The 15,760-nt window shown below is 45.0% G+C and carries 14 protein-coding genes; 8 read left to right on the forward strand and 6 right to left on the reverse strand.

The annotated features are described in order from the left end of the window. Positions 1-14: 14 nt before the first annotated feature. Complete coding sequence (locus AAA946_RS19740) at positions 15-953, reverse strand: endonuclease/exonuclease/phosphatase family protein (protein WP_338166469.1); 939 nt, start codon at positions 951-953, stop codon at positions 15-17. Positions 954-1,460: 507 nt separating this feature from the next. Here AAA946_RS19740 and AAA946_RS19745 point away from each other — a divergent pair. Both AAA946_RS19745 and AAA946_RS19750 read left to right on the forward strand, forming a co-directional pair. Beyond that, entirely contained in the window at positions 1,461-2,702 is a 1,242-nt protein-coding gene (locus AAA946_RS19745; protein ID WP_338166470.1) for an aromatic amino acid transport family protein, read from the forward strand. A 145-nt stretch (positions 2,703-2,847) separates the two neighbouring features. After that, the gene (locus AAA946_RS19750) at positions 2,848-4,284 is read left to right on the forward strand and encodes a methyl-accepting chemotaxis protein (RefSeq protein WP_338166471.1); all 1,437 of its coding nucleotides are present in this window, start codon (positions 2,848-2,850) and stop codon (positions 4,282-4,284) included. A gap of 445 nt (positions 4,285-4,729) precedes the next feature. Here the strand turns inward: AAA946_RS19750 and AAA946_RS19755 are convergent, their stop codons facing one another. Together AAA946_RS19755 and AAA946_RS19760 are read right to left on the reverse strand one after the other, a co-directional pair. Then, the gene (locus tag AAA946_RS19755) at positions 4,730-5,380 is read right to left on the reverse strand and encodes an HAD-IA family hydrolase (protein ID WP_338166472.1); all 651 of its coding nucleotides are present in this window, start codon (positions 5,378-5,380) and stop codon (positions 4,730-4,732) included. Between the two features lie 125 nt (positions 5,381-5,505). Further along, complete coding sequence (locus tag AAA946_RS19760) at positions 5,506-6,006, reverse strand: hypothetical protein (RefSeq protein ID WP_338166473.1); 501 nt, start codon at positions 6,004-6,006, stop codon at positions 5,506-5,508. A gap of 72 nt (positions 6,007-6,078) precedes the next feature. On the opposite strand from AAA946_RS19760, the gene AAA946_RS19765 reads away from it, so the two are divergent. Beyond that, positions 6,079-6,555, forward strand: a complete 477-nt coding sequence (locus AAA946_RS19765) for a CreA family protein (RefSeq protein ID WP_338166474.1) — start codon at positions 6,079-6,081, stop codon at positions 6,553-6,555. Positions 6,556-6,601: 46 nt separating this feature from the next. Here AAA946_RS19765 and AAA946_RS19770 read toward each other — a convergent pair whose 3' ends face one another. Beyond that, complete coding sequence (locus tag AAA946_RS19770) at positions 6,602-7,549, reverse strand: sensor domain-containing diguanylate cyclase (protein ID WP_338166475.1); 948 nt, start codon at positions 7,547-7,549, stop codon at positions 6,602-6,604. A 208-nt stretch (positions 7,550-7,757) separates the two neighbouring features. Here AAA946_RS19770 and AAA946_RS19775 point away from each other — a divergent pair, with 208 nt between their 5' ends. After that, the gene (locus AAA946_RS19775; RefSeq protein ID WP_338166476.1) at positions 7,758-9,065 is read left to right on the forward strand and encodes an inosine/guanosine kinase; all 1,308 of its coding nucleotides are present in this window, start codon (positions 7,758-7,760) and stop codon (positions 9,063-9,065) included. 165 nt (positions 9,066-9,230) lie between these two features. Then, a complete protein-coding gene (locus AAA946_RS19780; protein WP_338166477.1) occupies positions 9,231-10,979 on the forward strand; it encodes a formate--tetrahydrofolate ligase in 1,749 nt (582 codons plus the stop codon). An 81-nt stretch (positions 10,980-11,060) separates the two neighbouring features. Here the strand turns inward: AAA946_RS19780 and AAA946_RS19785 are convergent, their stop codons facing one another. After that, complete coding sequence (locus AAA946_RS19785; protein ID WP_338166478.1) at positions 11,061-11,687, reverse strand: OmpA family protein; 627 nt, start codon at positions 11,685-11,687, stop codon at positions 11,061-11,063. A 144-nt stretch (positions 11,688-11,831) separates the two neighbouring features. Here AAA946_RS19785 and AAA946_RS19790 point away from each other — a divergent pair, with 144 nt between their 5' ends. Next, a complete protein-coding gene (locus AAA946_RS19790) occupies positions 11,832-12,455 on the forward strand; it encodes a thiol:disulfide interchange protein DsbA/DsbL (protein ID WP_338166479.1) in 624 nt (207 codons plus the stop codon). Positions 12,456-12,466: 11 nt separating this feature from the next. Further along, the gene (locus tag AAA946_RS19795; RefSeq protein ID WP_338166480.1) at positions 12,467-12,940 is read left to right on the forward strand and encodes an FKBP-type peptidyl-prolyl cis-trans isomerase; all 474 of its coding nucleotides are present in this window, start codon (positions 12,467-12,469) and stop codon (positions 12,938-12,940) included. Positions 12,941-12,996: 56 nt separating this feature from the next. Here the strand turns inward: AAA946_RS19795 and AAA946_RS19800 are convergent, their stop codons facing one another. Next, positions 12,997-13,590 carry a beta-phosphoglucomutase family hydrolase gene (locus tag AAA946_RS19800; protein ID WP_338166481.1) on the reverse strand — a complete coding sequence of 198 codons (594 nt, stop codon included), beginning with the start codon at positions 13,588-13,590 and terminating at the stop codon, positions 12,997-12,999. Positions 13,591-13,878: 288 nt separating this feature from the next. On the opposite strand from AAA946_RS19800, the gene AAA946_RS19805 reads away from it, so the two are divergent. Further along, complete coding sequence (locus AAA946_RS19805) at positions 13,879-15,624, forward strand: methyl-accepting chemotaxis protein (RefSeq protein ID WP_338166482.1); 1,746 nt, start codon at positions 13,879-13,881, stop codon at positions 15,622-15,624. The last annotated feature ends 136 nt before the right edge of the window (positions 15,625-15,760 follow it).

Below are 15,760 nucleotides of genomic sequence, written 5' to 3' on the forward strand. Positions count from 1 at the left end.
GCCATTCCAATCCTTCATTCCACATTCAACACCGTCAGCACTGCGGCATGATCGGAACCTGTGATCTCCACTACTCGGTCTCTTTGGCATATCGGGGATTGGTTGCTGTTTTCATTTCGAACCCAAAGGTGATCAATAGCCACCACCGGGTGACTTGGCAATTGCCAACGTTTGATAAACACTGGCCAACTATGAACGGGGGCTGTATGAAACGATGTGAGAAGCCTATCAAAACGTTGGGTACTGCTCGAAAGATTAAAGTCCCCTACCACCATATTGAACATTAGAGGCGAGCGTAGCGCTAAAGACTCTATTTCTACCAGCAGTTGGTTTCTCTCGTTCCAATGTTTTTCGTTTCTGGGGGATGGAGGATGCGCGGCGATCACCATGACATCTCGCTTAAACGGGGTTTGCCATACAAGGCTAATATAAGCATGACCCGCTTTCGTGCGGTAAGTTCTCATCCCATACAAAGGGGTCTTACTTAACACCATTTGCCCACTAGGAAAACCAACTCGACTTTGCCCACCATAGTAATAAGGATATAAACTGAACAGCGTTGTTAGGGCCTCACCGTGGCTGGGAGAGACTTCTTGCAAAACAATAAGACTAGGCTGTTGCCCTTTTGCATAAGCGATAAGAGAGTTAAGTGAAGGGTTGTCAAAATAAACATTGTATTGCAACACCGACAATCGTTGGTGACTGCAAGAGCCGATTGTCACCACAGGGCTACTACTCAATCCGAGTAACGACCCCATGGCCATAATGAACACGCCTGCGGAGACTAACCATCGGCGCATTAATAAGAAGATCAGCGCTAAAAGCGCGAAGTAGATGGGAAACAAAGGCAAAAATGCGGCAAGGTTTTCTAGCTGCCAAGACAGGTCAAAGTACCTAAGATAGAAAGCAAATAGCAGCGGAATAAGGATCGCAAACAACATAAACGCGCTCATCGTATTGACTCCTTACTGCCCTTGTCACTCCTTCTGTTACATTAGAATAGTCGCTAGTTAGCGGGGGCACCGCCTTTATTTCGAGTTTTTATAGAGCAAAGTCTATTGGTCTTCACTCTGCTCGGTTGTTTCAAATTCAGAGAGCAGTAGACCGATTTCAATTGCGTCCAACCACTCAAGCTCATGTTCGTTGATATCTCTTTCCATGCTTGTATTCCTTTATCATGTCATTAAACGACAATGTAGTTACGCTATATGACATTAATAAGAAACCCAACTTACTCATACCATTTCCTTGAGCAAAGTCATTGTTAAACGATTGCTTCGTGCTTCAGCACTTGGGTGTAAACTTAACTTTACGTACGTATAAACATTATCGTACAAAGTGCTTGATCGTTAGCTTTTAGCACTGCATAATCCCACCAAAGTTAGAATTAGCGTCTATTAGTTTGACGAATTTAGTTTACATATCGCTAATCACCACCAAAGCGTAAAGAATTATATACAATGCAATCAAAAGTTCTCGGAAGCACTCTTATCATCGCCGGCACCACTATAGGTGCGGGTATGCTTGCCCTTCCTATCGCCTCTGCTGGCATCGGGTTTGGTACCTCTCTGTTATTAATGGTTGGTCTATGGGCACTCATGGCCTACACCGCACTGCTAATGGTTGAGTTACACCAATATGCTAACCATTCGGCAACATTACATACGCTTGCAAAACAGATCCTTGGAAAGAAAGGTAAGTACATCGCCAGCTTCGCTATGCTGTTTTTGTTTTACGCATTGTGCGCGGCTTACATTGCAGGTGGAGGTGGTCAATTTGCTGAGCGCTTAGAGATGGTATTCGGTCTATCGTTGTCATCGACCACGGCAACTGTTGTGTTTACATTGATCGTTGCATTAACTGTTACCGTCGGTACGCATGCGGTGGACAAACTTAATCGAGTGTTGTTCACCATCAAACTGGTTGCCATGGGTAGTGTGCTTTTTTTGTTGGCACCTAATGTGACACAAGGCTACCTAACCAGCTTGCCGCTTCAACAAGGTTTGATCGTCGCGGCGATCCCTGTCGTCTTCACCTCATTTGGTTTTCACGGCAGTATTCCAGCGATTGTTAACTACCTAAAAGGCGATACCGCTTCGCTGCGTAAAGCCATCATTATCGGTTCGAGCCTTCCGTTGATCATTTACGTGTTTTGGCAGCTAGTGACGCTAGGCGTGGTACAGCAACAAACTCTGGTAGAGAACAGCGGTTTGTCTAACTTGATTTCTCTACTTTCAAGCACAGTTCATGTCGAGCGATTGGCAACCATTATTGGCGTTTTCGCAGACCTAGCGCTGGTAACCTCATTCTTAGGTGTGAGTTTGGGCTTGTTTGAATACTTGCGAGATTTAGGAAGCAAAGCATCAGCAAAGACACAGAAAGAGAAAGAAAGCGCGTTTACTCATCGTGCGCTGGCGGCACTTATCACCTTCTTGCCACCTTTATGTTTTGCTCTGTTCTACCCACAAGGCTTTATTATGGCGTTGGGATACGCGGCAATTGCCCTAGCCATACTGGCGATATTTTTGCCAACTGTCATGGTAGCGAAGACTCGCAAAGCCAAGTTGGCTCAAACTCAATCCGAAACGCACTATCAAACTGGTGGTGGACAAGTTGCGCTGTACGTCGCAATGAGTGTAGGTCTGGTTATCGTTGTGGCTCAATTACTTGTAAGCTTTCATGTACTCCCAAGTCTCGGCTAGTTTTAGTGATCAAAATCACACCTATGATGTATAGCACTAAAGATATTTCATAAAAAGTCGATATCATACTCATTAATTAAGCCCCTCTGGGGCTTTTTCATGTCTATTCAATTCAATAATAACAATATCACTCACGGAGCCGCCCATGAGAGAAGTACAATTTAGAAAAATCGACGCATTTTTTATTAAGCTGTCGATCAACGACAAAGTATGGATAGTGTTTGCACTGTTTTTTGCCGCACTTTCCTTCTCCTCTGTCTCCCGCTATCAAGATGCCATCTCAAATTCTGAATCCAAAGCTATCAGTCAGGTCGAGTCGAGCCTTACAGCGTATTTAGAAACAGCAAACGCCGCCGGCGATATGTCGCTACTTAAAAAGCTTGGTGTAACCGAGGGTTATGTTCAATCTGCTGGTATAAACAATGGCATCGTGTCTACTAATGCAAGAGGAAGCGACGGAAAAAATTACTCGTTAAGCATTCCAATGAAAAGCGAGTTAGAACAAGCAAAATCTGATGCGCTTACTAGCCTGGCACTGACTTATCTTTGGGTGATCCCATTTGGTATTTTCAGCTATTGGTTAGCGACTTTCCTTGGCGGCGCCCTATTCACGCTTTACACAACAGTCAATAAAATTGCCGATGGTGACTTAACCTCTCGCCTTAACTTTGTTGCTGGCCGTGATGAATTTGGCACTATTGGTGTTGCGCTCGATCAAGCTATGGATACGCTGACCGAACTTGTCACGACCGTAAAAACGTCTGCCACCAGCTTGGAAGAGACTGCCTCTTCATTCCATGAAGAGATGGCTCGCAGTAACAGCCAGATCAATAACCAATATGCATCATTGGATTCTGTTGCAACGGCAATGGAGCAAATGACGGCGTCGGCACAAGAAGTGTCTAACATCTCTTCACAGTCCAACCTGCAAGCAGAAGAAGACAGCAAACAAGTTGAACAAAGCTATCAACGTGTTCAACAAGCGATTGGTGACATCAACCAGCTTTCAGCGTATATCGAAGAGGCATCTCACTCCGTTGCGGCTCTTACCGATAACACAACGCAGATTAACGAAGTGATCACCACGATCAACGCTATTTCTGAACAGACTAACCTACTGGCCCTTAATGCGGCTATCGAAGCAGCGCGTGCTGGTGAACAAGGTCGTGGTTTTGCCGTTGTTGCCGATGAAGTTCGCACACTGGCTAGTCGTACTCAAGCCGCTACCGTTGAAATTCAAGCCATGATTGAGAAGTTGCAATCAGAAAGTCAGAACATCGCTGAAATCACGCAGCAAACCGTTGAGCAAGCTCAATCCAGTAGTAGCTTAATTGGTGAGATTGGTAGTGACGTGAACTCAATTGCGGATTCTTCTCGCGCAGTGATGGATATGAGCACACAGATCTCCACTTCAGCCGCCGAGCAAAGCAGTGTCGCATCGGAAATTGCGACTGAGCTTAGTGATATTCGTACCCAATCTGCCACGATCCGTGAAGTTGCTGAAAACAGCGAAATTGGTGTAGCAAACCTATCTAAGGCAACAAGAGTGCTGAGTGAAGTGTTGTCACGCTACCGCACTTAACAAAAAGAATGTTTAGCCATAAAGCCAAAATAGACCAGTTCAGCTGGTCTATTTTTTTATCCACTCACATTGACAGCATCAATGATTTCGAGTCATTCACTAATATTAGTGATATAAGTCGCATTACATCATTCAATTCACGGGTAATGCAAGTGAGATACACTGAACGGTATTACAATCAATAAAACAAGCCAATCCTCAAACAAGAGGGGTTTTATGAGCAAATCTAAACCTTCGCATCAGCCACTGGGATTATGTCCCGTGTGTGGCTCTGATGAAGGACTACTATCTGAAGATGCTGAGACATTTATATGTGCAGACTGTGGCTATTTTACTCGCCAATTTTCTCAACATAGTCTCATCGTGTACCAAAGCACACAGTTTCAGAATCATGTCCCGCGCATCAAACATGTTCATCTGATGCACTAACGTTTCGCTGTCTCTACTACTCTGCCGTCTCGATGTATTTGATTACCTCATTCATCGAGGTCAGGCAGGTACTGGCATTTTGCTGATAGTCACATGAAAGTGCAAAATGGATGGTTTGAATGCCTGCAGCAACGCCCATTTTGACGCCTTTTGCAGTATCGTCGATATACAAACACTCATCAGGTAAAAATCCCATTATGGTCACGGCATATTGCAGTAAATCCGGTTCAGGCTTCCAACTGTTGGCATCAAAGGCCGAAATAACACGATTACAAAAACGCTGTTCTAGACCTACCGTCGCCAGCATTTTCTTTGCTTTTTCAGTAGGACTATTTGTGACAACACAGTATTCAATATTCGACTGTTCAAGATAGTCCAGCAACTCAACAGCCCCCTCCATGGGTCTTAGCTGTTCTTCAAACAAGCGCTGCGTTTGCTCTCTGTAGATAGGTTCTAGCAAGTCGAGGGAAACATGGCTGCCCGCCAGTTCTTGAGCTGACGTCAAAACGTCCGCAATTTTCCCGCCTGAAAAATTATCCAATACGGCTTCCAGTCGGAGTGTCACCCCGACTTGAGCGAAAGTTTCCACTATTGCTACGCAACACAAACGCTCGCTATCCACTAATGTGCCATCACAATCAAACAACACACATTTAATACTAGACATGATGTACTCAACGACCTTTTGCACTTAATTTTCGTTGAATATTAATACACTTCTGCGTCTCAGAAGGCGATGGAAACGAAAGTTTAGACGTTTCAAGCCAGCAAAATTCGAAACTCAGTGATTGATCACCGTTTTTCCAACCAAACCTGTGAATTAGTTGCAATCTCGGCACTTTGTATTAAAGAAGCGACTATCTCAGTGAGTTTTGTATCATCGCACACCCCATCGATCGCGACGTCAGAAACGAGCGTGACTTGCTGATCTCGAGTTAGCATCGCAGCAGCAACCGGCTCTCCGTTTTGAAAACCGACATAAAGTTCGTGATTGGGTTCCACAATAATTTGAGTGAGAAACTCAACGATAAGCTGTTGATGCTCATCATTATCCCATCGCTTTGAATGCAGTAACGAGAACATAATGGTCAGGCGATGAAAATCGACCAGGTGCCACTCTGTCTGGCTCTCTACAACAACTGGGACGTCAAACGGTTCAAGATAGCAGCTCGAAATTGCTGCTAGGTAGAGATCTCGCCCTTTAAGGCTCTCTTTAGTTGGGTACCCACCTTCTACTTGATTAGCCAGCCACTGATTCTTTTGATTGTGGAGGCGCGTAGCTATGTCTTTCATATCAATCCTATTCGATTTTTCGGGTAACCTTAGTTATGGTATACAAAAGCCTAATTTAAAAAGGAATCCTTTATGCTTAAAAAGCTTTTGCTGGTCCCGCTTGTCACGTTGGCCTTATCTGGCTGTGGTGACAAAGAGGTGGGAGACGTGTCGCTCGGTATGTTCACATTAAAAGATATTAAACTCAACACTCTTGATGATCCGATCGTCACTGGTGTCACCTGCCATGTTGCCAGCATTGAGGCAGATTTAAGTCTCGCGGACCCAAGTGACAGTTCTATCTCGTGTCGCCAAACGGGAGAAATCACCTCAGATATGATCGCCCAAATAGACAAATCCAAGTCTGGTGAAGTTGTCTTCAAGAAATCAAAAAGTATTTTTTTCAAGAGTATGAAAGTACGTAGAATCTACGATGCCGATAACCAAACCTTGATGTATTTGTCCTACTCGACAAAGGAAACATCAGGTAGCTTCAAACACAGTCTATCGACAGTACCCCTATGGGGAACCAAGGCTTACCAAGACGCTCCTGTAACAGTAGACGAGTAGTCATTTTCCATTAAGCCAGCTCTTTATTAAGGCTGGCTTAATGTCACTAACGGCACGCCTGTTTGCTCTCACATTGAGCGCAGTGGGTAATGTGCGATTGCTTATCACAATAAACCAACGTCATGTTTTTGCCTTTCTTTTCACGTTTCACCGTCATCAACGCACCGTCTGCTTTTGCAATGAGCAAGCCAGAGTTACCATCCGTCAGTTGTGATACGCCAAGACTGATATTAATAGGAAACGCCTGCCCTTCAGAAGAGACAAATTGATAGTCTGCAATGGCAGCTCGCAGACGCTCTGCCACTTGATAAGCAGCAAGTAACGGCGTTAAGGGCAACAGCAAGGCAAATTCATCACCACCAAAACGAAAACAATAATCTTCCTCTCTTAGAGAAGACTCCATCAGCGTTGCTACTTTTCTTAACACGTAGTCGCCAACACTGTGGCCGTAGTTATCATTGATGCTTTTGAAATTATCGATATCAAGCATGACATACGACAATGGTTTGTTATGTCTAAGGTGGGAAGCGATTTCCCTTTTAAGCTGCAATTCTAAGAAGCGACGATTGTATACGCCGGTAAGTACATCTCGAATAGCTAGGTACTCATACTCGTCTCTCTTCGCAATCGTCTCCGATATATCGATCGCCAAACCGAAGATACCAGAAACATTGCCTTCATCATCATAGATAGGCGTTTTTAGAGTTTGATAGTGATGAACTTCACCATGGATATCCATGCTTTTCTCGACTTGAGACAGTGACTCCCCTTCCAGCACTTTTCGATCATGTTGAATAAGGTCATGGCTGTGTTGCAGATCAAAGAACTGAGTATCATCATCGCCAATAATCTCTTCTGCTGGTTTACCAAATAATCGACAAACGGCTTCATTGACATAGGTATAACGAGCATGCTGATCTTTAACAAAAAAGTAGCAATCTAAACGACTTAACACCGCTCTAATTTCATCGACACTGAGATTTTTCATGTCCATTACTCGCGCCCCCTACCGTATCTTCACATTGAACAGTATTGCATATTGTCACATTTTCCGTACGGCAATCGGTTCAGTTTGTGAACTCTGCCCTAGGTAGAAAGCGAACCAAAACCGAAACAACTCACAAATTCAATGCAATTTCATGAAACACAAGTAAACATCTTGTGATATCATGCCGCCAAATTTTGATCCGCTAGCGTTTATTATGAAATTTCCTGGACAACGTAAGTCAAAACATTATTTCCCAACCAGCAAGAAAGACCTCTCGGTCAGTCAAGCGCAGTCAGCGCCAAAACTGTACCGCCCAACGATCGTTGGTGTCGGTCAGACCATCGTTGATATCGAGGCTCGTGTCGATGATGACTTCTTAGCTAAATACGAACTGAGTAAAGGACACTCGCTAGTATTAGAAGAGAGCAAAGCGGACGCTCTTTACGCTGAACTGGTTGAGAAAGAACTGATCACTCACCAATTCCCTGGTGATACCATCGGCAACACGCTCCACAACTACTCTGTACTTGCTGACAGCAAATCTGTGTTACTTGGCGTCATGTCGAAAAACATCCAAGTAGGTTCTTACGGCTATCGTTACCTTTGCCGTACATCTTCAAGAATGAACCTTAACCACCTGCAAACCGTAGATGGCCCAATTGGACGTTGTTACACCCTCATTACTGATGACGGCGAACGTACTTTTGCCATCAACGAAGGTGAAATGAACCAACTGCGTCCAGAAAGTATTCCTGAATCCGTATTTAATAAAGCGTCTGCGCTCGTGGTTTCTTCTTATTTGATGCGCGGTAAGCCAGAAGATCCAATGCCACAAGCGGTTGCTAGAGCAGTTGAGATCGCAAAACAAAAATCGGTTCCTGTGGTTCTCACTCTTGGTACCAAGTGGGTGATCGAAGGGAATGAAAAGTTCTGGCAAGATTACATCCAAGAGAACGTCACCATTTTGGCGATGAACGAAGAGGAAGGCCAGGCTCTCACCGGCTTTGCCGACCCATTACAAGCGGCGGACAAAGCACTAGATTGGGTTGATTTAGTACTGTGCACCGCAGGTCCGGATGGTCTTTACATGGCTGGATACTGTGACAACGTCACCCTTCGTGAAACGACCCATGACTTACTGTCGTCAGAACACTTTACCGAATTCAACCAGTTCGAATTCAGCCGTGCTATGCGCAAACAAGACTGTACTGACCCACAAAAAGTCTACTCGCACATCGGCCCTTATCTAGGTGGCCCGCTAGAGATCAAAAACACGAATGGAGCTGGTGATGGCGCACTTTCCGCGTTACTTCATGATATGACGGCTAACTCGTTCCATAACAAAAATGTGCCTGACTCCGACAAGCATGTGGCGCCATGTTTGACGTACTCGTCGCTCTCTCAGATTTGTAAATATGCAAACCGTGTTAGCTATGAAGTGTTAACACAACACTCACCTAGACTGACGCGTGCCCTTCCAGAAAGGGAAGACAGCCTAGAAGAAGCATACTGGGATCGTTAAAAAGGGGCTTCGGCCCTTTTTTTGTTTCTAAATCATTCAACTGTTGAGGTACTGGTCAATATTAGTACAACACACCAAATATTTAGCTTTACAAAGCATTTTTAACCAGTATTATCCTGACGCAAACGTTTTCCTCAACAATTTTGTGGATTTTAAGGACCGTTAATGCTATCCGATATCGATATCTGTCGTACGACGTCACTCTCCGCTATTTCTGACATTGCTAAGCAAGCAGGCTTGCTCGAGCATGAGTATCATCCGCAAGGTTATCACAAAGCCAAAGTCACATTAGATGCAGTTTCTCGCCTCAAAAATAACCGTGACGGTAAACTCATCGTTGTCACCGCTATTACTCCAACCCCGCTGGGTGAAGGCAAAACCGTCACAACTATCGGTCTTTCGCAAGGACTCAAAAAGCTAAACCAATCTGTCATGGCTTGTATCCGCCAGCCATCTATGGGACCAATTTTTGGTGTGAAAGGCGGTGCGGCAGGCGGCGGCTACTCCCAAGTTGCCCCAATGGAAGAGCTTAACCTACACCTAACTGGGGATATCCACGCCGTAACTGCAGCGCATAACCTTGCAGCAGCAGCGATCGATGCTCGTATTTACCACGAACAGCGTCAAGGGTTTGAAGCATTTGAGGCTCGTACTGGTCTCAAAGCACTTAAGATTGATAGCAAAAACGTTGTATGGAAGCGTGTCGTTGACCATAACGATCGCGCACTGCGTATGGTCACTGTCGGTCAAAACGAAGTGAACAAAACCATCAATGGTTATGAGCGTCAAGACGGGTTCGACATCTCTGCCGCCTCTGAGCTGATGGCGATCTTAGCTCTGTCTAAGGATTTAAAAGACCTACGAGCTCGTATTGGAAAAATCGTTGTCGCCTATTCTATTGACGGTACCCCGATAACTACCGAAGATCTGCAAGTGGCGGGCGCAATGGCTGTCAGCATGAAAGAGGCCATTGAACCAACACTGATGCAAACACTTGAAGGTGTACCTACCCTTATTCATGCGGGTCCATTTGCTAATATCGCTCATGGTAACTCGTCTATCATTGCCGATAGCATAGCGACAAAACTTAGTGACTTTACTGTTACAGAGGGCGGTTTTGGCTCCGATATGGGGTTTGAGAAAGCGTGTAACATTAAAGCATCCGCTACCGACAAAAAGCCGGATTGTGCAGTCATTGTGGCGACACTTCGCGGCCTGAAAGCCAACTCTGGTTTATACGACCTGAAACCTGGCACGCCTATTCCAGACTCTATCTACGGCGAAGACAGCGCCGCTTTGAAAGCTGGATTTGAAAACCTCAAATGGCATATCAACAACGTGGCAAAATACGGTGTACCTGCTGTCGTCGCGATCAATCGCTTCCCGCAAGACAGCGAGCAAGAGCTCGCATTGTTGCAGCAATGGGTAGAAGCGTTAGATAGCCAATGCCAAGTCGCCATCAGTGAAGGCTTTGCTAAAGGCGGGGAAGGCACTGTCGCACTGGCAGAGAAAGTCATTGAAGCGTGCCAAACCGATGCTAGTTTCAAACCGCTTTATACTGCCGAGCAATCTATTGAAGAAAAACTGATGACAGTTTGTGAAGTGGGTTACGGCGCCGCTCGAGTCACGCTATCTTACCAAGCTCAACAGCAACTTGAGATATATAAGAAACACGGGTTTGATCATCTTGCCGTGTGTCTAGCGAAAACGCCACTGTCTATTACGACGGACGGCTGTATCAAAGGTGCTCCAACCGGCTTTGATGTTGTGATTCGCGAACTTCGCTTATGTGCAGGTGCCGGTTTTGTCTACGCATTGTGTGGCAATGTGATGACCATGCCTGGCTTGCCAGACAAACCAGCATTTATGAGCTTAGATCTGGATGACGATGGGAATATTGTTGGCTTGAGCTAGTCTACACCCCTACCGAGTTGTGTAGAATCAGAGAAAAATATAAAGCGACGGTTAGCCCGTCGCTTTTTTATTGGCTTTCAATTATTGAGCGACGATCAAAGTCAGTTCTACGCGGCGATTACACGCTTTCCCGAATTGGGTAGTGTTGGTGCACTCTGGTACATATTCCCCATAGCCGCGAGTAAAAATCATCTTCTGCGGTACATTATTACCAACCAATGCACGTTTCACAGATTCTGCTCGCTTATCCGCCAGCGAGTCGTTCAGTTTGACCGTGCCAGTATTATCAGTATGTCCGCCTATGACCACATCGACGCCGTTTTGATTCGACAGGAAATTAGCAAGTTGCTCAAGCCACATTGCCGAGCCATCAGTAACATTTGCAGATCCCGTGTTAAAGTGAATTTTTTGCTTCAAGCGGATCATCACATAATCGCCTGGGATCAGTTCATAATCCAAACCATGATTGACCAAATAGGTCTCCAACTCATCCCAAGACTGGCTTCTAAACTGGCCATTCGGACCACCAACCTTCGCTGTAGACATCATTGGAGCCTCAGCCCAATCGGCATGCATTACATCACTATCACCACGCGGTGCGGTCTCTAGCATAGCCGGAAACATTTTGTTTTTGGTATCGGACATCGAACTACACCCTGACAGAATAATCGCTGCGGCCAAGCATACGATTTTTTTCAGTTTCAACATCACCCACTCCTCAATCACGAACCTAATCTCTTATCGACCAAAATGGGTAAAGCTTTACAATAAATCTTTCGTCTTTTCCCCTCTTGTATGGTTCACTCATTCAACGTTACACTCTTTGGGTTTATATTATTCAGAAGCATTATCATGTTAAAAACACTTTCTAAGTCATTCTCTGTACTTGCGCTCGTCATGGCTGTGACCGCATGTAGCGAGTCCTCTACACCGGTAGAGGGCAAACAATACCGTACACTCGACACGAATCTTGCCACTTATCGCCTACCCCAAGTGACCGAAATCTTTTCGCTTGGCTGTGGTCACTGTCGTAACCTAGAACCTATGTTGCCCGCGCTAGAAGAACAAACGGGTGAAAAGCTCGGCAAACTGCATGTCATGTTTAACGACAGTGCTAAGATTGCCGCTATGATTTTCTATACAGCAGTTATGCAATCAGAAAATGGTCATGTACCCGCAGACATGAAAGACAGCCTTTTCGCACTGGTTCAAGATCATGAGCTTGATGGCCAAGCAAAGAAAGCCGAACTTGACCGAATTTTCCACTCTCGTAATATGGTTAGTCCTTACGAGCTGGATAAAGCGCAACAAGAACAGCTGTTTCATTACCTAGAAGTCGCTGAGTCTGTTTCTGTAGAGGCGCAGATTAATGCCGTGCCAACGTTTATCGTCAATGGCAAGTATGAAGTCATGGTCTCTGGTCACCAGGGCATTGATGAGATTGCCGAAACCATTAACTACCTAAAAGCCAAATAAAAGGAAAGATTGTGTCTAAAATTCTTATCCCTGTTATCGTACTGCTTCTTGCAGCATTCATGATTTATCGCACTTGGAACAACAGCAAAGCGGGTGAAGAGAACTTCCAACAAGGTCAGGCTTTCTTACTAGAAAACGCTAAGAAAGAAGGTGTGATCAGCACTGAAAGCGGCCTTCAATATGAAATTCTTCATAAAGGTGATAATACTGAAACCCCTACGGCTAAGAGCAAGGTTAAAGTGCACTACCACGGTACGCTTATCGACGGCACTGTCTTTGATAGCTCAGTTGATCGCGGTACACCAATCAGCTTTGGTCTTAACCAAGTAATCAAAGGTTGGCAGGAAGGCTTGCAGTATATGTCGGAAGGCGACAAGTTCCGTCTATATATTCCAAGTACTCTTGGTTACGGTAAAGGCGGTAGCGGCCCAATCCCACCTTCAGCAGTATTGATTTTTGATGTTGAGTTAATTGAAATTCAATAACCTGAAACATTAAGCTTCAAAAAAACGCCCCATTCACTATGGGGCGTTTTTTATGTTTATACCGGGTAAAATTCAAAATCACTTTCAGTGACTAAATAACAGTCCATGCCTGCTGCATGAGCAGCTTGTAAGCCCAGCTTAGTATCTTCAAACACCACGCAGCGAGAAGCTTGTTTACCCATTTTGTCAGCCGCCATCAAGAACGTATCTGGGTTTGGTTTATGATTCGTAATTTCAGTTGCCGACACAACACAATCAAACGCTTCCAATACACCCGCTTCATTAAGTAGCTTAAGTGCTGAATCACGTTGACTGCCAGTACCAATCGCCATTGGTTTTTTACCTTGATGAAGTTTAAACACCTCAAATGTGTGCATGATCGGTGAACCAGAAAACGGAAGCGTGGAAAAGGTCTCCATTTTAAAGCTGGATACTGCTTGCTGATCCAAGCTCAGTCCATAACGCTTGTTTACCTCGCCTGCGATCTTGTAACTTGGCATCCCACCTAATGAATGTAGCCAATTGCGGTCGAACGGAAATTGAAAGTGTTCAGCAGTCAGCTGCCATGCCTTTACATGATTAGGCATGGTGTCGAGAAGAGTACCATCCATATCAAAAATAATTGCGTCATATTTTTCTAGCTCTAACAAGACGTTAACCTCTTATATTGGTTTTTGTGCTCTAAATCCTACACTGTGCGCTAAAGAACAGCATGCCATTACCGATATATATATCAGTACGACGTACCATAGGTGCTATTTATATGCACTCGATTCCATTTCTTTTTCTTGCTGCTGCAAATGAAGACGAAAAATCAATAACTTGCTATATTGCGCACCCGAAAAGGTATCAAGTTCAAATAATAACAAAGTTTCGCCTCTTGAGTCCCCTCTCAGTAAGGCGTTTTAATACGGATAGATAATTAGTTAAGGCTCACTATGAAGATTAAGCACCAACTTCTCCTATTAGGATCGCTGTCATTATTGGCGATACTTGCGGTACTGGGAACCAGTACCTACTTCGCTCGCACTACCGACAATCTGTCCAACGCCGTCACCCAACTTGGTCAACTGGAAGTGACCTTACTTAACCTTCGTCGCAACGAAAAAGACTTCTTATTACGCAAGGATGAAAAATACCTCACTAAATTCAATGAAAACGCTGCACGATTCATTGAACAAAAACGCGCACTAGAGCAAACGCTCACTGCATCGAATGTGTCACTTCCGAACCAACTCGATCAAGAGCTATCTGATTACCGTAAGACCTTTAGCAACCTAGTAGCCGCTTATAAAACCCTGGGGTTGACAGCAACTGATGGTGTCATAGGACAATTTAAACGTGAGCTCAACAAGCAACAGACGAACGGTTTGAGTCTCTCTCTGGTCGAACTTGAACGAGCTGTAGTGTCTGGCTCTGAGCTGTCCATCGCACAAACAGGCTTCACAACGCTTGATCGCCTTAGCCAAGAGGTACTGGCTCAGCGCTCAGTAATTGGTTTTAAGTACAATCAAGGCCTACTTGGAGAGACGCGCAGCCGCTCTCACAGTATCGAATCTGACTTTGAAGCGTTTAACCATACCGTACACAACGCCTTGGATAAGGCGCTTGCAACGCTCACCACCATCAAGTGGCTTATTTCAGGTGGGCTTATCTTCGCTATCGTGTCCTTGATATTGGTGATTCTTCGCTCCATCAGCAAAGACGTCGATGCGCTGCAATCCACCATTACCGACATAGCGCGCAACAATGATCTGTCCCAACATGTGCCAGCAGAGGGTAAAAATGAAATAGCCTCTATTGGACGCGCGGTTAATACCCTACTCGACAGCTTCAGAGCGCTGGTTACCGACACACAACAGCAATCTAGCCAATTAAAACACAGCAGCAGCAACATGAGTTCTGAGCTACAGCATGTCGTTGAACAATTTCACAGCCAAAGCGACCATACTAACTCTATGGCTGCCGCCGTTCAGCAAATGGTGACCACCATCGATGAGATATCTCAAACGACTCACAAAGCAGCAGATGTCGTCAACCAAGCGGCAGACAACTCTCAGCAAAGCCGAACTTTTGTCGATGATACCGTAAGTAACATTCAATCACTGTCTGCTGTACTAGCAGAAAGCAACGATGAAATCCGTTCATTGAGCGAGCATGTCGGCAAAATTGGTGGTGCTGTTCACATCATTCAAGATATCGCAGAGCAAACCAATCTACTTGCCTTAAACGCGGCAATTGAAGCGGCCCGTGCTGGTGAGCAAGGTCGTGGTTTTGCCGTGGTTGCCGATGAAGTTCGCGCCCTAGCGAGCAGAACCCATCAATCCACAGAAGAAATCACCAATCTCGTGTCTGCCATTCAATCCCAAATGACCACTGTGGTTGATGACATCGAGCAGTGTAATACTCAAGGCGCAGCTACATTGAGCGCCTCTGCCAAGTTAGATACCGCGCTACAGCAGATTTCTAGCGATATGTCCGAGATCCAAGCTAACTCAGAGCAAATCGCTGCCGCCATTGAAGAACAAGGTATTGTTATGAACCAGGTTGGCGAGTCGATTACGGAACTGAATGAGATCTCCACTGACAATATGAACAACGCCAATGCTTGTATTGAAGAAGTTCAAAAGGTCTCAGGGCAAACTCAACATATGGACGATGTTGTATCGGGCTACAAAATCTAGTCCTAGCTCAAACACAGCATAACTTTACCAAGCCTTTGCCCTGCGCAAAGGCTTTTTCTTATTATCAACAAAATCTAAAAACTGTTTACTAATCTGGCTTCTTGGTGAGATACCTCCTATCGCCTAACCTGTAGGT

This window comes from Vibrio sp. 10N (genome assembly GCF_036245475.1).
Lineage (GTDB): Bacteria > Pseudomonadota > Gammaproteobacteria > Enterobacterales > Vibrionaceae > Vibrio.